We start from the raw sequence: 17527 nt of genomic DNA, 5'->3' as shown, positions 1-17527 counted from the left end.
GCTCGACGCCGGTCGGCTGCGGAGCCACCGCGTCGTGCCCAGACCTCGGTGTCTGGATCGTCGAAGCGTTTCAACACGCTAACCCCGCGCGCCACCCACTGTCTAGTGCCCTTCTTCCAGAACCGGGCTACGCTTTCATCGAAGCGCTTCCCTGACATGCGGCACACTGGTGTGCCCCGGGCAGGCGTACGACCAGCCGCCGCACCGGGCACACCCGTCCGGGCGCACCCGCTCGGGCACTCGCACCCAGGCACCCTGCGGTACCGGATCGAAAAGGAGCACTGTGGCCACGATCGAAGACGTCGCCAAGGCAGCGGGGGTCTCGGCCTCGACCGTGTCCTACGTGCTGTCCGGCAAGCGGCCCATCTCCGCGCCGACGCGGGCCCGGGTGGAGCGCGCCATCGAGAAGCTCGGGTACCGCCCGCACGCCGGGGCGCGGGCGCTGGCCTCGTCCCGCACCACCGTGATCGCGCTGATGGCGCCCCTACGGGTCGGCGTGAGCGTGCCCGTGATCATGCAGTTCGTCGCCGGTGTGGTGACGCGTGCGCGGGACTTCGACCATGACGTCCTGCTGCTGACCCAGGACGACGTGAGCGGCCTCGACCGGGTGACCAGCGGCTCCATGGTGGACGCCCTGGTCATGATGGACATCGAGGCGGACGACCCGCGAGTGCCCCTCGTGGCGGCCGCCAAGCAGCCCACCGTGCTGATCGGCCTGCCGCAGGACCCGGAGGGACTCAGCTGCGTCGACCTCGACTTCGAGGCCGCCGGCCGGCTCGCCGTGCGGCACCTCGCGGAGGCCGGCCACACCGACGTCGCGCTCATCGGCTCGCCACCCGAGGTACTGCGCCGGCACACGTCCTACGCCGAGCGGATGATGCGCGGCCTGCGGAACCAGGCCAAGAGCTCGGGCGTGACGGTCACGGTGGAGGCGTGCGACTCCACGCCGGCGGGTGCCTCGGAGGCCGTGGACACCCTGCTGACCACCGCACCGGACACCACCGGGATCATCGTGCACAACGAGGGCGCGCTCCCCCACGTGCTGGCGCGTCTGGCCGACCGCGGGATCGTGGTCGGCCAGGACATGTCGGTGGTCGCGGTGTGCCCCCGGGACGTCGCACTCTCCCAGCGCATCCCGATGACCAGCATCGACCTACCCGCCGAAAACATCGGCAAGGTGGCCGTCGACATGGTCATGGCCCGCCTCGAGGGCGAGCAGCCGTCCGAGACCCGGCTTCTCGCCCCCGTGCTCACCGAGCGCGCGAGCTCGGCGGACGGGCCCGCCGGTCCGCTCGCCTGACCCGGGCCGGAGCCCCGACGGCTACGCGCGCCCCGGGTACTCACGGTCGAGGATGCCGTAGACGACCTCGGTGGACCATACGCCGTCGCGCAGGTCGTTCTCCACGAGGCGCGCCTCGTGGCGCATGCCGAGTCGCTCGGCGACGTGCACCGAGGCCGTGTTCTCCTCGTCGATGCGCGCGAACACGCGGTGGAAACCGTACGTGTCGAAGGCGAGCCGCAGGGTCGCGCCGGCGGCCTCGGTGGCCAGGCCCTGTCCGCTGACGTCCGGGTGCAGCGCGTAGCCGACCTCGACCTGCCGTGGACCGGCCGCCCACTTGAGGAGCGTCTCGCCGACGACGTCGCCGCCGAGGACGACCGCCAGCACCAGGACGTCGCCGGGCTGGTCGAACGGGGCGTTCGACCAGGTGCGCAGCTTCAGCACGGCCGTCGCCGGGTCCCACGCCGGCAGGTACATGTACCGCACCACGTCGGGGCGGGAGCGCCAGGCGAGGAAGGCCTCGGCGTCGTCGGGAACGACCGGACGGAGCGTGAGTCGGTCCGTGCGCACGGGCCAGGCGGGGTCGGTCCGGCGGACGGGCGCAGTCGCGACGGGTCGAGGAGCTGAACGGGGTGTGGCGGATCCGGGAACCGGGACGGAAGAGGGCACGACCTGACCGTATCGCCCGGGGACGGGGTTGCCACCGGTATTGCGGCGGCTGCTGGCGGGAGCATCACCACCACCGGCGAGTCGTGGTTCAGCGCGTCTCGAACGGCACGGTCGTCCAGTGGTCCGGCATCTCACGGGGCTGCCACGACGCGTCGGGCGTCCAGTCGGCCCAGGCCTTGTCCCACCAGAGCTCGCCGGCGTCGAGCAGGCCGGCGATCCGGTCGCCCTCGGCACGGATCTGCTCCATACGACCGGGATAGCGCGCCGGCCCGGTCTCCTCGAACTCGGCGACGTCCTTGAACTCGTAGGTCTCGGCGTCCGCGGCCCACCAGACGTCCAGCTCGTGGTCGAGCGTGTCGAAGCCGATGGCGGTCCGGCGGGGCGCGTCCTCGAGGTTGAAGTACCAGCCCTGGAACGCCCGCTCGGGACCGGCCCAGAACAGGAACAGGGAGTGCTCCACCCCCGCCCAGTGGAGCTCGAGCCGGCCGTGGCCGCGCCAGCGGGTACCGCCCGCGGCCTTCCACGGGTGCTCACCCACGGGGAACGCACCGGTCGGCGGGTACACCAGCGGGGTACCACCAGGGGTGTACGTGACGAGCAGGTCGCCGTCGTCCTGGACGCAGATCTGCGGGACGGCGATCCACGGCTCGCCGCGCATGATCTCGCGGCGCACTACGGTCTGACCGGGCTGGAACACGGAAGGCGTCATGCCGGGCACGCTAACAGCGCCGCGTCACGCACCGGCGACCTCGACGTCGCCGCCGTGGCGCAGCACCCGGACCGGCCGGAGGTCCGCGTCCGTGACGAGCACGTCGGCCCGGGCCCCGGGCTCCAGGCAGCCGATCTCGCCGGCCAGCCCCAGGACCCGGGCGGGCACGGCGGTCGCCGACCGCACGGCGTCGGTCAGGGGCACGCCGGCGACCACGGCACCGCGCACGACGTCGATCAGGTGGGCCGTGCCCCCGGCGATGGACCCCTCCCCCGCCTCCGCCGTGCCAGACGCAGGGGTCACCCCGGTGACCTCGGGGTCTGGCACGTCGGGCGGGGCGATGCGCGCTACGCCATCGCGCACCACCACCGACATGGGCCCGAGCTCGTAGCGGCCGTCGGCCATGCCGGCCGCCGCCATGGCGTCGGTGACCAGGGCCACCTGGTCGGCCCCGACCATGGCGAACACCGAGCGGACCGTCGCCGGGTCGAGGTGCACACCGTCGCCGATGAGCTCGACGACCATGTCGCCACGAGCCGCCGCGGCCAGGCAGGCCGCGATGGGGCCCGGCATGCGGTGGTGCAGCGGGCGCATGCCGTTGAACAGGTGCGTGGCCGTCATCGGCCCGAGGACGCCACCCCGAGCGGCCACGGCTCGGCCCACCTGGGCGATCAGAGCCTCGGCCTGCTCGGTGCTGCCGTCGGTGTGGCCGAGCGAGGGCAGCACGCCTGCCTCCACGAGTGCCTCGGCGGCCCCGCCAGGCCCGGCGACGCCGGGCACCTCTGGGGCGACCGTCATGGTCCGCAGAGAACCGCGAGCGGCCCTGACCAGGTCCCTGACCAGGTCCGCGCTGCCTTCTTGCAGGTCAGCCGGGTTGTGTGCGCCCCGACGGCGGTGCGACAGGAACGGCCCCTCCGCATGCAGGCCCTCGATCTCGCCGGCCACGGCGAGCTCGGCCAGGACCGATGCGCGGGCGAGCAGCACCTCCGGCCGAGCCGTCACGAGCGACGCGAGCAGGGCGGTCGTGCCGTGGCGGCGGTGCTCCAGCACGCCGGCCAACGCGTCGGCCGACGACGTCACGTCGGGGAACGAGACGCCGCCTCCGCCGTGGTTGTGCAGGTCGACGAGCCCGGGAAGCACGTACGTCTCCGGGGCGGGCGGCACCGACTCGGCGAGAGCGCCGTGGCCGGCCACTACGGCGTCGGGCAGCGAACCCGCGAAGGTGACGCGACCCCCCGCGACGACGACGACACCGTCGTCCACCACCGAGGACGGCCGGACCAGCCGGCCACGCACCACGAGAGCACCGGAATCAGTCATGCGGACATCTTGCCGCACCGGCCGGGCCGTCGAGGTCAGAAGAGGCGGGACTCCGGGTCGTCCACGCCGCGCATCGCGTCGTAGTCGAGCAGGAGCGTGCCGATGCCGCGGTCCTTGGCCAGCACGCGCGCCTGCGGCTTGATCTCCTGTGCGGCGTACACGCCGCGCACCGGGGCCAGCATCGGGTCCCGGTTCAGCAGCTCCAGGTACCGCGTGAGCTGCTCGACCCCGTCGATGTCACCGCGCCGCTTGATCTCCACCGCGACCGTGGCGCCGGAGCCGTCCCGCGCCAGGATGTCCACCGGCCCGATGGCGGTGGGGTACTCCCGGCGCACCAGGGTGTGCCCGTCCCCCAGGAGCGCGATCTGCGCGGCGAGCAGCTCCTGCAGGTGCGCCTCCACGCCGTCCTTCACGAGGCCCGGGTCGACGCCCAGATCGTGTGCGGAGTCGTGGTGCACGGTGAACAGCTCCACCTCGAGCCGGTCGTCCGACTTGGCGTGCTGGACGGTCCACACCTCCGTGACACCGCGCTCGGCGGCCTCCTCGGACGGCTCCCGCACCGCCAGGGTGCACGGCGGGCTCATCCAGTTCAGCGGCTTGTAGGAGCCGCCGTCGGAATGGATCAGCACGCTTCCGTCAGCCTTGACCACGAGCAGCCGGGTGGCCGGCGGGAGCATCGCGGTCAGGCGGCCCGTGTAGAGGGCGGAGCAGTCGGCCACGACCAGCCGCATCAGAGAACCAGATCCTGTCGTCCGGGAGGGGCGGCCTCGAGCCAGGAGGCGAGGCCGAAATAATCGCCGGCAGCGAGGTCGAGCTCGAAGTCGAGCCCGTCGTACCGGCACTGGACGAGGTAGTGGTCACCTTGACCACGCTCGTCCGGGTCGAGCGGGGTGCGGCCCGTCACGGTCAGCCGCTCCCGGTACCACGTGCGGGCCGGACGAGGAGCCAGTGACCAGCACCGCCACCACTCGATCCGGCCCACCGCGTACTGCGCGATGCCCGGCGTCCAGGAACCCTCGGGGTTGCCTGTCGGCCGGGCACTGCAGTTGAACGAACCCACTCTGCGCGAGAGTGTCCGCAGACGGGAGATTCCCGCCGCGAGCACGAGCGCGAGCGCACCGAGTACCGCTATCGCGATCCAGATGACGCCCGGCACTCGCCCTCCCTCAGACCAGGGAGATCTCGTCGACCACCAGGGTGACGAGGTTGTTGTCGACGGACACGAAGCCACCGGTGACCTGCGCCTCCAGGGCGGGGCCGGAGGATGTCTCCACCTTGATCGCACCGGGGCGAAGCACAGCCAGCAGCGGCGTGTGGTTCGCCAGGATGCCGATCTGGCCGTCCGCGGACGGCGCGCTCACCTGGGTCGCCGCACCGCTCCAGACCTTGCGGTCCCGGGACACGAGGTCCACGCTCAGCTCTGCCACGAGAGCTCCTTCCGATGTAGCGGGCGTGGTACCGCCCCAGCCGGGCTGCCCGGTTCCGGGGCGCCCAGCGGGACGGCATCACGCACGGGGGGAGGTGTGCGAGGCGTCAGGCCCCGTACTCCTTCTGGATCCGTGCCCAGTTCTCCTCGAGCATCTCAAGCCCACCGATGTTGTAGAAGGCCTGCTCGGCGATGTGGTCGAACTCACCGTCGCAGATCTTCTTGAATGCCTCGATGGTCTCAGACAGGGGGACCGTCGAGCCCTCCACGTCCGTGAACTTCTTGGCCATGTAGGTGTTCTGGGAGAGGAACTGCTGGACACGACGCGCGCGCGCCACGACCGTCTTGTCCTCTTCCGAGAGCTCGTCGACACCGAGGATGGCGATGATGTCCTGCAGCTCCTTGTTGCGCTGCAGGATCGACTTCACCCGGGTCGCGACGTCGTAGTGCTCCTGGCCCACGTAGCGCGGGTCGAGGATGCGGGACGTCGAGGTCAGCGGGTCGATCGCCGGGTAGAGACCCTTCGACGCGATCTCTCGGGAGAGCTCGGTCGTCGCGTCCAGGTGGGCGAACGTCGTGGCCGGGGCCGGGTCCGTGTAGTCGTCGGCAGGCACGTAGATGGCCTGCAGCGACGTGATGGAGTGACCACGCGTCGAGGTGATGCGCTCCTGGAGGAGGCCCATCTCGTCGGCCAGGTTCGGCTGGTAGCCCACGGCGGACGGCATACGGCCGAGCAGCGTGGAGACCTCGGAACCGGCCTGCGTGAAGCGGAAGATGTTGTCGATGAAGAGCAGGACGTCCTGCTTCTTCACGTCGCGGAAGTACTCCGCCATCGTCAGCGCCGACAGAGCGACCCGCAGGCGGGTGCCCGGCGGCTCGTCCATCTGGCCGAACACCAGCGCAGTCTTGTCGAAGACGCCGGCCTCGTCCATCTCGTCGATGAGGTCGTTGCCCTCACGGGTGCGCTCACCGACACCGGCGAACACGGACACACCACCGTGGTCCTGGGCCACACGCTGGATCATCTCCTGGATGAGGACCGTCTTGCCGACGCCCGCACCACCGAAGAGACCGATCTTGCCACCCTGCACGTACGGGGTCAGCAGGTCGATGGACTTGATGCCCGTCTCGAACATCGCAGTCTTCGACTCGAGCTGGTCGAATGCCGGGGGCTTGCGGTGGATGGGCCAGCGCTCGGTGACCTCGAACTTCTCACCCTCGGCGAGGTTCAGGACCTCGCCGGTGACGTTGAAGACCTTGCCCTTGGTGATGTCACCGACGGGCACGCTGATGGGCGAGCCGGTGTCGGTCACCACGGCGCCACGGACCAGGCCGTCGGTCGGCTTGAGCGCGATGGCACGCACGAGGGAGTCGCCCAGGTGCTGCTCGACCTCGAGCGTCAGCGTGAACTTGTTCTCGGTGTCGCTCAGACCGGACAGGTCGATCTCGACGGTGAGCGCGTTGTAGATCTCGGGAATCGCGTCCTCGGGGAACTCGATGTCCACGACGGGGCCGATCACCCGAGCGACCCGGCCAGTCGCCGGCTCGGTCGGGGCCGCGCCGCGTGATTCCACGGTGGTGGCGGTCATACTTGCCTCGCTTCGGTGGGCCGGAGGGTCCTCCGGCGGGGGATTCTTGTCTGCAGGACGGGCTGGTCTGGCCTCAGCGGTCAGGACCCCGCCAGTGCGTCGGCCCCGGAGACGATCTCGCTGATCTCCTGGGTGATGTCCGCCTGACGGGCCTGGTTGGCCAGTCGGGTGTACGTGCGGATCAGGTCCTCCGCGTTGTCCGTCGCCGTGTGCATCGCACGCTGACGGGCCGCCAGCTCGGAAGCGGCGGCGTCGAGCAGCGACGCGTAGATCCGCTGCTGCACGTAGCGCGGCAGCAGCGAGTCCAGCACGGCCTCGGGCGACGGCTCGAAGTCGTAGAGCGGCAGGGCCTCGTGCTCGTCCGCCGCGGTCACGCCCTCGACCACCTCGAGCGGCAGCATGCGCACCACGTGGGGGCGCTGCGTCACCATGTTGACGAACTGCGTGGAGACCACGTGCAGCTCCGAGACGCCGCCCTCGTCCTCGGTCGCGAGGAACTTCTCGAGCAGTGCCTGCCCGATCTCCTCGGCGATCTCCGGCGTCGGACGCTCCGATCCGTACGCCCACGACGAGACGACGTCGCGCCCGCGGAACGTGTAGTAGGCGATCGCACGGCGACCGGCGACGTAGAGGAGAACCTCCTTGCCCTCGGCCACCAGCTGCTGCGTCAGCCGCTCCGCCTCACGGACGATCGACGCCGGGTACGAACCCGCCATGCCACGGTCCGAGGAGACCACGAGCACCGCGGCGCGCTTGCCGCCGTCGACCTCCCGCGTGAGCGGGTGGTCGATGTCGGTGTGCGTCGCGACGGCCGAGACCGCACGCGTGATCGCCTGGGCGTACGGAGCCGCCGCCGCGGTCTTCGCACGGGCCTTGCCGATGCGGGACGCGGCGATGAGCTCCTGCGCACGGAACATCTTCTTCAGCGACTGCGTCGACTTGATCCGTGCCTTGAAGACGCGCTGGGATCCACCGGCCACGGTCAGGCCTTCTTCTTGACGACGATCTGCGCCTGCTCGACGTCCACGGGACCGTCGTCGGTGCTGCCACCGACGAGCGGGGTGCCGTCACTCTTCTGGAAACCGGCCCGGAAGTCGTCGATGGCGACGCGGAGCGCCTCCTCCGTCTCGGGCTCCAGCTTGCCGGACTCGAGGATCGACGGCAGGACGTCCGTCTTGCGGCGCAGGTGGTCGAGCAGCTCGGTCTCGAACCGCTTGACGTCCTCGACGGCGACGTCGTCCAGCTTGCCCTTCGTGCCGGCCCACACAGCCGCGACCTGGTCCTCGACCGCGTACGGCGAGTACTGGGGCTGCTTGAGCAGCTCCGTCAGGACCGCACCACGCTGCAGCTGGGCGCGGGACGCCGCGTCGAGGTCGGACGCGAACATCGCGAACGCCTCGAGCGAGCGGTACTGCGCCAGCTCCAGCTTGAGCGTGCCGGAGACCTTCTTCATGGCCTTGATCTGCGCGTCACCACCGACTCGGGAGACCGAGATACCGACGTCCACGGCGGGACGCTGGTCGGCGTTGAACAGGTCGGACTGCAGGAAGATCTGGCCGTCCGTGATGGAGATGACGTTCGTCGGGATGTACGCCGAGACGTCGTTCGCCTTGGTCTCGATGATCGGCAGACCGGTCATCGAGCCCGCGCCCAGGTCGTCCGAGAGCTTCGCACAACGCTCGAGCAGACGGGAGTGCAGGTAGAAGACGTCACCCGGGTAGGCCTCACGGCCCGGCGGGCGGCGCAGCAGCAGCGACACGGCACGGTAGGCCTCGGCCTGCTTCGACAGGTCGTCGAAGACGATCAGGACGTGCTTGCCCTGGTACATCCAGTGCTGGCCGATGGCCGAGCCGGTGTACGGCGCGAGGTACTTGAAGCCGGCCGGGTCGGACGCCGGAGCCGCGACGATCGTCGTGTACTCGAGCGCGCCGGCCTCCTCGAGGGCGCCACGCACGGCGGCGATGGTCGAGCCCTTCTGGCCGATCGCGACGTAGATGCAACGCACCTGCTGGGTCGGGTCGCCCGACTCCCAGTTCGCCTTCTGGTTGATGATCGTGTCGACCGCGATCGCCGTCTTACCGGTCTGGCGGTCGCCGATGATCAGCTGACGCTGACCACGGCCGATCGGGATCATGGAGTCGATCGCCTTGATGCCGGTCTGCAGCGGCTCGTGGACCGACTTGCGCTGCATGACGCCGGGCGCCTGCAGCTCGAGGGCACGGGTGCCCTCCGTCTCGATCGTGCCGAGACCATCGATGGGGGTACCCAGCGGGTCCACCACGCGGCCGAGGTAGCCCTCGCCCACGGGGACCGACAGCACCTCACCGGTACGGCGGACCTCCTGGCCCTCCTCGATGCCGGTGAACTCGCCCAGGACGACCACACCGATCTCCCGGACGTCCAGGTTCTGCGCGAGTCCGAGCGTGCCGTCCTCGAAGCGCAGCAGCTCGTTGGCCATCACGCCCGGGAGGCCTTCGACGCGGGCGATGCCGTCCGCTGCGTACGCGACGCGGCCCACCTCCTCGGTGACCGCTTCCTGGGGCTCGTAGGACTTCACGAAGCTGTCCAGTGCGGCCCGGACCTCGTCCGGCCGGATCGTCAGCTCAGCCATTGCTCTTCTCCTGTCGTGGCCGCGAAAGCCGCGGCGGAAGGTTCTTGTTCACGTTTTCAGCCGGCCAGACGACGCGAGGCGTCAGCAAGGCGCGACAGGACAGTGGAGTCGACGACGTCAGCGCCGACCTGGATGCGCATGCCCCCGACGATTGCCGGGTCCACGGTGACGTTCAGCTGCACGGGCTTCCCGTACGAGCGCTCGAGCAGCGCACCGAGGCGCTGCTCCTGCTCGCGGGTCAGCATCGTCGCGCTCGTCACGGAGGCGACGAGGCGCTTGCGACGCTCCGCCGCGACCTCGCCGAACCAACCGAGTGTCTGCACGAAGCGCCGGCCACGCAGCGACGATGTCGCGCGCTGCGCCAGGCGCTGGGTCACGGTGTCGACCTTGTCGGCAACCAGTGCGTCCACGAGGGCCACCCGACGCTCGGGAGCCGTCGAGGCGTCCGAGAGGATCTGCTTGGCCTCGCGCTGGCCGTCGAGCGACCGGGCGAGCCGGAACAGCTCGTCCTCCACCGTCTCGAGCGCACCGCGCGCCTCGGCGGACGCCAGGACGGCGTCCAGCCCGAGACGCTCGACGGCCTCGCCCAGGTCGCCGTCACTCGCCCAGCGTGACCGGACGAGACCCGAGACCAGATCGGTCACGCGCTCGTCGAAACCGCTCAGCAGGCCGGCCACCAGGCCGGCCTTGGCCTCGCCCTCGCGGGAGGGATCGGCGAGCGAGCGGCGCAGCGCGGCGGATTCGTCCAGCGCCGACACCAGGGTGAGCAGCTGCTCGCCCAGGGTCAGTGCGTCCGCACCCGCGGCACGCAGCACCGGTTCGAAGCGCTCCTGCGCCGCCTTCAGCGATGCCCCGCTCGATCCCCGCATCACGCCTCCTTGTTGCTTGCCACGGTCTGGCTTGCCTCGAGCTCGTCGAGGAAGCGGTCCACCACGCGCGACTGCCGGGCCGAGTCCTCGAGGGACTCGCCCACGATCTTCGACGCCAGGCCGGTCGCGAGCGCGCCGACCTCGGCACGCAGGGACACGGACGCGGCCTGACGGTCGGCCTCGATCTGACGGCGGGCGGTCTCGGTGACGCGCTCCGCCTCCTCGCTGGCCTTGACCTTGAGGTCCTTGATGATGGCCGTGCCCTCGGCACGCGCCTCCTCACGGACCTGCGCGGCGTCGGCGCGGGCCTCGGCGAGCAGCTGCTGCTGCTGCGCCAGTGCCTCGTCAGCCTGCTTCTGGGCTGCCTCGGCCTTCTCGATACCGCCCTCGATCAGCGCGGAGCGCTCGTCGAGGACCTTGTTCATCGACGGCAGGACGAACTTGTAGAACACCACCGCGATGATCAGGATCGTGACCGATGACCACAGCAGGTCGTATCCGGCGGGCAGGAACAGATCGATGCCCGCGGGCTCTTCCTCTGTCTGCGCTACCACGACACCGGCAGCGCCCGGGAGCGCAGCCATCACGCGGCGGGGAAGAGGAAGCCAGCGACCAGGCCGAGCAGCGCGAGCACCTCGACGAACGCGACACCCAGGAACATGGTGGCGCGGAGCTGGCCGGCGACCTCGGGCTGGCGAGCCATGCCCTCGATCGTCTTGCCGATGAGGATACCGAGGCCGATACCCGGGCCGGTGGCGGCGAGGCCGTAGCCGACGGCGTTCAGGTTACCGGTGACCTCGGCGAGATTGGTGACGTCCACTTGCGTCTTCCTTCCGTTGGGCGCCGAACCGGACGGTACGGCGTCGCGTGGTGTGCGGAGGCGCTGGTGCGCCCGTCGCGGGTTTCCAGGTGAAGCTATGAAGCGTCGCCCGGAGGAGCACTCAGTGCTCCTCCTCCAGCGACATGCTGATGTAGACCGCGGCCAGCAGCGCGAAGATGTACGCCTGCAGGAACGCGACCAGAAGTTCGAAGAGGGTCACGAAGATGCCCGCCGGGAGCGTGAGCGCCCCGAAGATCATCAGCCCAGAGCCCGCCGAGTCCACGACGAAGAACTGCGTGGCGGCGAAGCAGAGCACCAGCATGATGTGGCCGGCAACCATGTTGGCCACCAGTCGCACCATCAGCGAGCCCGGCCGGATGATCAGGAGCTGCAGCAGCTCGATCGGCGTCAGGATGAAGTAGATCGGCCACGGCACGCCCGGCGGGAACAGGTTCGACTTGAGGTAGCCGCCGAGCCCGTGCCGGCGGATGCCGACGGCCCAGTAGGTGACGAACACCCACAGTGCCAGGAGCAGCGGCACGCCGATCCGCGAGGTGGCGGCCAGGTTCAGCCCCGGGATCACACTCGTGAGGTTGAACGCCAGGATGGTGAAGAAGATGGTGGTGAGCATGGGCAGGAAACGCTTGGCGTTGTCCTTGCCCAGGATCTCCTCGCCGATCTGTACCCGGACGAAGCTCAGCAGGTACTCGACGGCTGTCTGGAACCGGCCCGGCACCACCTTGGCCCGGCGTGCGGCGATCACGAAGACCGACAGCAGCACGAGGGTGGCGACGATCCGGATGATCCAGATGCGATCGATCTGGAAGATCGTGTCCTCAAAGAGGATGGCCGGCGGGAAGAAGTCGGAGATCGACGGCGGGTGGAAGCCGCCCTCACCCTCGTGGCCTTCGGTGGCGGCGAGGATTACGGACGTCGCATGCGTGGACAGGAGGACTCCCAGGTGGTCATTAGGCCCTGCGCGCGTCACCGCAAAGGGGCGGAACGGGCGCGCCATCGGGCCTGGCCGTCATGGATTCAGTCGTAAGCCTAACCCATGTCGGATGAGGATTTGGCCGCATAACCGCACAGCGCGGCCCCTTGTGACTTATTGCGCAACCCTGTGCCGGGTCAATGTCGGTACAGCTGCGTCCATCAGGCCCCGGCTTCGGGCTCGACGTACGTGACGCGGCCGTTCTTGACCGCGCGATAGTCGAGGAGTGCCGCGCCGACTGCCCCGAGCAGCAGCACGATGAACAGGACCACACGGTCATAGAAATCGAACCTGGTCAGCACCAGGAGCACAGCGACGAGAACCACCATCTTGGCGATCCACGTGCCCATCACCACGGCGCCCATCGTGGTCGCGCCCTTGCCCACCGTGTAGATCATCGACCACACGGTGGTCCCGCAGAAGAATGCGGCGATCGCCGCCCCGATCAGCCCGCCCCAGAGTCCGGGCACCCCCGCGACCAGGAGGCCGACCAGCGAGCCGAGGACCGCGAGCCCTGCCACGAGGATCAGGCCGTCGCGCAGGGCCGCACGCAGCATCGCCTGCTCGGCTGCGCCGCGCGGCGCGTCGGGGGCGTGAGGTTCCTGCTCGGTCATTCGATGGTCTCCTTGGTCGGGGGCCCGGCGCTCGGGCGAGCGCTCGGGCGAGGTTCGCTCTGCGGCGCGACGTGCTGCACCGCAACTCCGGCGTCAGCCCCGGAGCCGGCCGTGGCCGCGACGCCGACGGCAACCGGGACCTTCGGCGTCTGGCCCGACATCGCGGCCACGTCGTCGTCCAGGAAGCGGCCGCGGTGCCGCAGCGGGCCGAGGGTGGCCAGCAGCGCGAGCACCACGAACACGGTGGTCCAGATCAGCACGATCTCCCAGTCCCACTGCACGAGCGCCGCGGCGCTGAACGCGAACACGGCGGTCCAGACGTACAGGATGACCACGGCGCGGCGGTGGGAGTGGCCGAGGGCCAGCATGCGGTGGTGCAGGTGCATGCGGTCCGGGGCCATGGGCGACTTGCCCGCCGCGAGCCGCCGGATCACCGCCAGACCCATGTCGAGCAGCGGCAGCATGAGGACCGCAACGGGCAGCAGCAGCGGGATGAACGCGGGCAGGGCCTTGGCGCCGGTCATGATCCCCGGCGGGATGTTGCCGGTCACGGTGATCGCGGCGCCCGCCATCACCAGGCCGATCAGCATGGACCCGGCGTCCCCCATGAAGATGTGCGCCGGGTGGAAGTTGTGCGGCAGGAAGCCGACGCACACCCCGACCATGACGGCGAGCATGAGCGACGCGAGGCTGGCGTAGTTGTCCGGCGTGGACTGCTGCGTGAGGCCGTAGGTGTAGAGGAAGAACGCCGTACCGCCGATGGCGACGATGCCGGCGGCGAGGCCGTCGAGGCCGTCCACGAAGTTCACCGCGTTCATCGCGATCACGATGACCAGCACCGTCACCACGAGCGACATGCGCGACGACGTGATGGTCACTCCCGCGATCGGCATGGTGATGAGCTGGACGCCCTGCAGGGCCATGAACCCGGCGGCCAGCACCTGGCCCGCGAGCTTGGTGATCCAGTCGAGATCCCACTTGTCGTCGGCCCAGCCGAGCGCGCACACGATGGCGGCGCCGCCGACGATGCCCCACGCCTGGGGCGCCTGGCGGGCGGAGAAGACGCCCTCGAGGAACGGCATCTGGGACGCCAGGAGCACCGGCACGATGATGCCGATGAGCATGGCCAGCCCGCCGAGGCGCGGCGTGGGCACCAAGTGCACGTCACGAGCGCGTACGGCCGAGATCGCCGAGGTCTTGAGGGCCACCCAGCGGGCGAAGGGCGTCGTCAGGAACGTGACCGCGGCGGCCACGAGCATCAGGAGCAGGTACACCCTCACTCGTCGTCCTCCGCGGCGCCGGCCGAGGGATCGCTCGGGTCGTCCTCACGCGACACCTCGGGGCCTTGGACGTCGGTGACCTCGCGCAGTGCTTCGAGCGACACGGCGCCCTCGCGGACGATCCGCATCCCGCGGCCGGTCGCGTCCACGATCGTGGACGCGACACCGCCCGGTGCGTCGCCGCCGTCGAGGTAGACCGCGACCGCGTCGCCGAGCTGGCGCCGGGCGTCCGTCACGTCCAGCGCCGCCGGGCTGCCCGACTTGTTCGCGCTCGACACGGCCAGGGGCCCGGTGCGCTTGAGCAGGGCGAGCGCCGCGGGGTGGTCCGGCATCCGCAGGGCGACCGTGCCGCCCGTGTCGCCGAGGTCCCACTGCAGCGAGGGTTGCGCACGCAGGATGATCGTGAATCCGCCGGGCCAGAAGGCCTCGACGAGCTCACGGGCCTCTTCGGGCACGTCGATGGCCAGGCCGTCCAGGGTTGCCACCTCCCCCACCAGGACAGGCGGCGGCATCTGCCGCCCGCGGCCCTTGGCCGCGAGGAGGGCGGCCACCGCCGCCTCGTCGAACGCGTCGGCGGCGATGCCGTACACGGTGTCGGTGGGCAGGACCACGACGCCGCCACGGGAGATCGCATTCACTGCCTCGTCGATCGCGGGGCCCCAGGACTGCGGGTCGGTGGCGTCGAGCACGGGATGTACAGGCACACTCACGCGCAACAGTCTTTCACGATCCGGGGACCGGGCGATGCCGTCGGCACCGGTGATCTGCGTGCCGCCCCGGTCGAGCGCCTCGGCTCGGCCCTCACCGCGGGCCGCGCTCCGGTCCCAGCCGGCGTGCGACCACCATGCGCGGGCGGCCCGTCAGGTCCTTGCGGGTCTCGGGATCCCCGAACGCGGGCAGTCCGTCGGCGTCGCGGGCGGCCGCCACCATGGCGCGTGCCGCCTCCGCCTGGACCTCGGCGTGCTCCATCACGTACAGCCCGCCGGGCCGCAGCAGCCGCGCCGCCGCGTCCGTGATCCCGCGCGGCACCTCCAGCCCGTCCGGCCCCAGCCCGTACAGCGCCACGGCCGGGTCGTGCTCGGCGACCTCCGGGTCCACAGGCACGGCGTCCGACGGCACGTACGGCGGGTTCGAGACGACGACGTCGGCCCGCCCGTCGATCCCGTACAGCGCGGTGCGGGCGTCGCCCTTGACGAGCCGCACCACCCGCTCGGGCGCCGCGGCGCTCCGGGACGACGTGCCCACCACGGCGGCGCTCACGGCGTCGACGTTGCGTTCGGCCCAGGCGTGCGCGTCCTTGTCCAGCTCGACGGCGTGCACGCGCGCACCAGGCACCTCCGTGGCCACCGCCAGCGCGATGGCCCCGGTGCCGGTACACAGGTCGACGACGACGACGTCCGCACGCTCGCCGGCGACCTTGGCCGCCTCGTCGATGGCGACCTGGGCCACCTCCTCGGTCTCCGGCCGGGGCACGAAGACCCCGGGGCCGACCGCCAGCTCCAGGTGCCGGAACGCCGCGACCCCGGTCAGGTGCTGCAGCGGCTCCCGAGCGGCGCGGCGGGACACGAGGCCGGAGAAGGTGCCGGCCGCGTCCTCGGGCACCTCGTGGCCCAGCACGACCTGCCGCCGCAGCTCCCCGCGGTCCACCCCGAGGACGTGCGCCAGCAGCGCCTCGGCGTCGGCCCGGGGGGACGCCACCCCGGCGTCGGCCAGCTCCTCTGCCGCCCACTTCAACAGCTCTGTACTCACCGCGCTCCTTCCACCACAGCGACCTCACCCACGGCAACTTCACCCACGGCACGAGCCTGCCGCCCGGCCGGCCCGGCGGGCAAGACCGCCCGGGCGCCGGCGTCAGACACCGGAGGCGGCCGCGAGCCGCTCCGCCTCGTCGGCGTCGATCGCGGACCGCACCACGGGGCCCAGGTCGCCGTCGAGCACCTGGTCGAGGTTGTACGCCTTGTACCCCGTCCGGTGGTCCGCTATCCGGTTCTCCGGGTAGTTGTACGTCCGGATCCGCTCGGAGCGGTCCACGGTGCGCACCTGCGAGCGGCGCATGTCGGCGGCCTCCGCCGCGGCGGCCTCCGCCTGCGCGGCCAGGAGGCGGGCCCGGAGCACCCGCATGGCCTGCTCGCGGTTCTGCAGCTGCGACTTCTCGTTCTGCATCGAGACGACGATGCCCGTGGGCACGTGCGTGATCCGCACGGCCGAGTCCGTGGTGTTGACGGACTGCCCCCCGGGGCCGGACGACCGGTACACGTCGATCCGCAGGTCGTTCTGGTCGATCTCCAGCTCACCCGGGTCGTCGACCTCCGGGAAGACCAGCACCCCGGCCGCCGAGGTGTGGATGCGGCCCTGCGACTCCGTCACCGGGACGCGCTGCACGCGGTGCACACCACCCTCGTACTTCAGGCTGTGCCAGACGCCGTCCTCGGGGCCCTGGACGTTCTTCGCCTTGATGGCGACCTGGACGTCCTTGTAGCCGCCGAGGTCGGACTCCGTGGCCTCCAGCAGCTGCGTGGACCAGCCCTGCTGCTCCGCGAACCGCAGGTACATGCGCAGCAGGTCGCCGGCGAACAGCGCGGACTCCTCGCCGCCCTCCCCCGCCTTGATCTCGAGGATCACGTCCCGGCCGTCGTCGGGGTCGCGCGGGACCAGCACGCGGCGCAGCTTCTCCTCGGCCGCGGCCTCGGCCTCCCGGAGGACCGGCAGCTCCTCGGCGAACGCCGCGTCGTCGGCCGCCAGCTCTGCCGCCGCCTCCGCGTCGTCGTGCGCCTGCTCCCACGCGCGGTAGGCCCCCACCACCTGGTTGAGCTCGGCGTACCGCCGGCCCAGGGTGCGAGCGCGACCGGGGTCGGCATGCACGGCGGGGTCCGCCAGCGCCGACTCGATCTCGGCGTGCTCGCTGAGCAGCGGCCCGACGGCGGCGAACGAAGACTCGCTCAAGTTTTCTCCTAGCGACGGCACCCGTTGAGTGCTGGGGAAGGCTGTGGGAAAACGACAGCGCCGGTGGTCCGTTCCCGACTGCCCCTGGAGAGGTTGTCGGGCCGGACCACCGGCGCTGCGAAGTCGCTACTTGTCGGCGGCCTTCTTGCCGTAGCGCGCCTGGAACCGGGCCACGCGGCCACCGGTGTCCATGATCTTCTGCTTGCCCGTGTAGAACGGGTGGCAGGCGCTGCAGACGTCGGCGGCGATCTTGCCGGACGTCTCGGTGCTGCGCGTGGTGAACGTGTTACCGCAGGTGCAGGTGACCTCGGTGACGACGTACTCGGGGTGGATCCCAGCCCTCATGATGCTCCTTGGTGTGATGCCGCTGGGTCGCCCTGCAGAATCGCAGTGACGTGAACCAGCGG

General features: G+C 70.7%; 20 protein-coding genes. 1 reads left to right on the top strand and 19 read right to left on the bottom strand.

Translation table 11 applies throughout. The annotated features are described in order from the left end of the window. The first annotated feature begins 283 nt into the window (after window positions 1–283). Complete coding sequence (locus ACFSL2_RS22020; protein WP_377199889.1) at window positions 284–1300, top strand: LacI family DNA-binding transcriptional regulator; 1017 nt, start codon at window positions 284–286, stop codon at window positions 1298–1300. 21 nt (window positions 1301–1321) lie between these two features. Here the strand turns inward: ACFSL2_RS22020 and ACFSL2_RS22015 are convergent, their stop codons facing one another. The 19 genes from ACFSL2_RS22015 to rpmE form a co-directional block, all read right to left on the bottom strand. Further along, on the bottom strand, window positions 1322–1849 hold the full coding sequence (locus tag ACFSL2_RS22015; protein ID WP_377199888.1) for a GNAT family N-acetyltransferase: 528 nt from the start codon (window positions 1847–1849) through the stop codon (window positions 1322–1324). Between the two features lie 187 nt (window positions 1850–2036). Further along, complete coding sequence (locus ACFSL2_RS22010; protein WP_377199887.1) at window positions 2037–2657, bottom strand: ribonuclease FAU-1 family protein; 621 nt, start codon at window positions 2655–2657, stop codon at window positions 2037–2039. Between the two features lie 24 nt (window positions 2658–2681). Continuing rightward, window positions 2682–3977: an N-acetylglucosamine-6-phosphate deacetylase gene (locus tag ACFSL2_RS22005; protein WP_377199886.1), complete on the bottom strand. Its 1296-nt coding sequence runs from the start codon at window positions 3975–3977 to the stop codon at window positions 2682–2684. A 35-nt stretch (window positions 3978–4012) separates the two neighbouring features. Then, window positions 4013–4708: an endonuclease NucS gene (gene nucS / locus ACFSL2_RS22000; protein ID WP_377199885.1), complete on the bottom strand. Its 696-nt coding sequence runs from the start codon at window positions 4706–4708 to the stop codon at window positions 4013–4015. Next, window positions 4708–5133: a DUF2550 domain-containing protein gene (locus ACFSL2_RS21995; RefSeq protein ID WP_377199884.1), complete on the bottom strand. Its 426-nt coding sequence runs from the start codon at window positions 5131–5133 to the stop codon at window positions 4708–4710. Before ACFSL2_RS21995 ends, nucS begins: the two co-directional genes overlap by 1 nt. A 10-nt stretch (window positions 5134–5143) precedes the next feature. Beyond that, window positions 5144–5404 (bottom strand): F0F1 ATP synthase subunit epsilon, encoded by a 261-nt coding sequence (locus ACFSL2_RS21990; protein WP_377199883.1) that lies wholly within the window; start codon window positions 5402–5404, stop codon window positions 5144–5146. Between the two features lie 106 nt (window positions 5405–5510). Continuing rightward, window positions 5511–6992, bottom strand: a complete 1482-nt coding sequence (gene atpD / locus ACFSL2_RS21985; protein WP_377199882.1) for a F0F1 ATP synthase subunit beta — start codon at window positions 6990–6992, stop codon at window positions 5511–5513. 80 nt (window positions 6993–7072) lie between these two features. Further along, on the bottom strand, window positions 7073–7972 hold the full coding sequence (locus ACFSL2_RS21980; protein ID WP_377199881.1) for a F0F1 ATP synthase subunit gamma: 900 nt from the start codon (window positions 7970–7972) through the stop codon (window positions 7073–7075). Between the two features lie 2 nt (window positions 7973–7974). Beyond that, on the bottom strand, window positions 7975–9603 hold the full coding sequence (atpA, locus tag ACFSL2_RS21975) for a F0F1 ATP synthase subunit alpha (protein ID WP_377199880.1): 1629 nt from the start codon (window positions 9601–9603) through the stop codon (window positions 7975–7977). Between the two features lie 56 nt (window positions 9604–9659). Then, window positions 9660–10472: a F0F1 ATP synthase subunit delta gene (locus ACFSL2_RS21970; RefSeq protein ID WP_377199879.1), complete on the bottom strand. Its 813-nt coding sequence runs from the start codon at window positions 10470–10472 to the stop codon at window positions 9660–9662. Then, window positions 10472–11056, bottom strand: a complete 585-nt coding sequence (locus tag ACFSL2_RS21965; RefSeq protein WP_377199878.1) for a F0F1 ATP synthase subunit B — start codon at window positions 11054–11056, stop codon at window positions 10472–10474. Before ACFSL2_RS21965 ends, ACFSL2_RS21970 begins: the two co-directional genes overlap by 1 nt. After that, window positions 11056–11292, bottom strand: coding sequence for an ATP synthase F0 subunit C (locus ACFSL2_RS21960; protein ID WP_377199877.1), 237 nt, complete (start codon window positions 11290–11292; stop codon window positions 11056–11058). Before ACFSL2_RS21960 ends, ACFSL2_RS21965 begins: the two co-directional genes overlap by 1 nt. A 121-nt stretch (window positions 11293–11413) precedes the next feature. Continuing rightward, on the bottom strand, window positions 11414–12280 hold the full coding sequence (atpB, locus tag ACFSL2_RS21955) for a F0F1 ATP synthase subunit A (RefSeq protein ID WP_377199876.1): 867 nt from the start codon (window positions 12278–12280) through the stop codon (window positions 11414–11416). A gap of 164 nt (window positions 12281–12444) precedes the next feature. After that, entirely contained in the window at window positions 12445–12897 is a 453-nt protein-coding gene (locus ACFSL2_RS21950) for a hypothetical protein (RefSeq protein WP_377199875.1), read from the bottom strand. Further along, a complete protein-coding gene (locus tag ACFSL2_RS21945) occupies window positions 12894–14177 on the bottom strand; it encodes an MraY family glycosyltransferase (RefSeq protein ID WP_377199874.1) in 1284 nt (427 codons plus the stop codon). Before ACFSL2_RS21945 ends, ACFSL2_RS21950 begins: the two co-directional genes overlap by 4 nt. After that, window positions 14174–14887, bottom strand: a complete 714-nt coding sequence (locus ACFSL2_RS21940; RefSeq protein ID WP_377199873.1) for an L-threonylcarbamoyladenylate synthase — start codon at window positions 14885–14887, stop codon at window positions 14174–14176. The genes ACFSL2_RS21945 and ACFSL2_RS21940 overlap by 4 nt, the downstream gene beginning before the upstream one ends. Window positions 14888–14978: 91 nt before the next feature. Next, entirely contained in the window at window positions 14979–15926 is a 948-nt protein-coding gene (prmC, locus tag ACFSL2_RS21935; RefSeq protein ID WP_377199872.1) for a peptide chain release factor N(5)-glutamine methyltransferase, read from the bottom strand. Window positions 15927–16028: 102 nt separating this feature from the next. After that, window positions 16029–17120 (bottom strand): peptide chain release factor 1, encoded by a 1092-nt coding sequence (prfA, locus tag ACFSL2_RS21930; protein ID WP_377199871.1) that lies wholly within the window; start codon window positions 17118–17120, stop codon window positions 16029–16031. 126 nt (window positions 17121–17246) lie between these two features. Then, window positions 17247–17465 carry a 50S ribosomal protein L31 gene (rpmE, locus tag ACFSL2_RS21925; RefSeq protein ID WP_377199870.1) on the bottom strand — a complete coding sequence of 73 codons (219 nt, stop codon included), beginning with the start codon at window positions 17463–17465 and terminating at the stop codon, window positions 17247–17249. Between the last annotated feature and the right edge of the window lie 62 nt (window positions 17466–17527).

The sequence above is a fragment of the Promicromonospora aerolata genome, assembly GCF_042682255.1.
GTDB lineage: Bacteria > Actinomycetota > Actinomycetes > Actinomycetales > Cellulomonadaceae > Promicromonospora > Promicromonospora aerolata.
This window is presented reverse-complemented; position numbering and strand designations above follow the sequence as displayed.

Coding starts and splice junctions, on each gene's coding strand:
- ACFSL2_RS22010 (WP_377199887.1), bottom strand. CDS start 2,657: ATGACGCCTTCCGTGTTCCAGCCCGGTCAGACCGTAGTGCGCCGCGAG.
- ACFSL2_RS21950 (WP_377199875.1), bottom strand. CDS start 12,897: ATGACCGAGCAGGAACCTCACGCCCCCGACGCGCCGCGCGGCGCAGCC.
- nucS (WP_377199885.1), bottom strand. CDS start 4,708: ATGCGGCTGGTCGTGGCCGACTGCTCCGCCCTCTACACGGGCCGCCTG.
- ACFSL2_RS22005 (WP_377199886.1), bottom strand. CDS start 3,977: ATGACTGATTCCGGTGCTCTCGTGGTGCGTGGCCGGCTGGTCCGGCCG.
- atpA (WP_377199880.1), bottom strand. CDS start 9,603: ATGGCTGAGCTGACGATCCGGCCGGACGAGGTCCGGGCCGCACTGGAC.
- ACFSL2_RS21965 (WP_377199878.1), bottom strand. CDS start 11,056: ATGGCTGCGCTCCCGGGCGCTGCCGGTGTCGTGGTAGCGCAGACAGAG.
- rpmE (WP_377199870.1), bottom strand. CDS start 17,465: ATGAGGGCTGGGATCCACCCCGAGTACGTCGTCACCGAGGTCACCTGC.
- ACFSL2_RS21970 (WP_377199879.1), bottom strand. CDS start 10,472: ATGCGGGGATCGAGCGGGGCATCGCTGAAGGCGGCGCAGGAGCGCTTC.
- atpD (WP_377199882.1), bottom strand. CDS start 6,992: ATGACCGCCACCACCGTGGAATCACGCGGCGCGGCCCCGACCGAGCCG.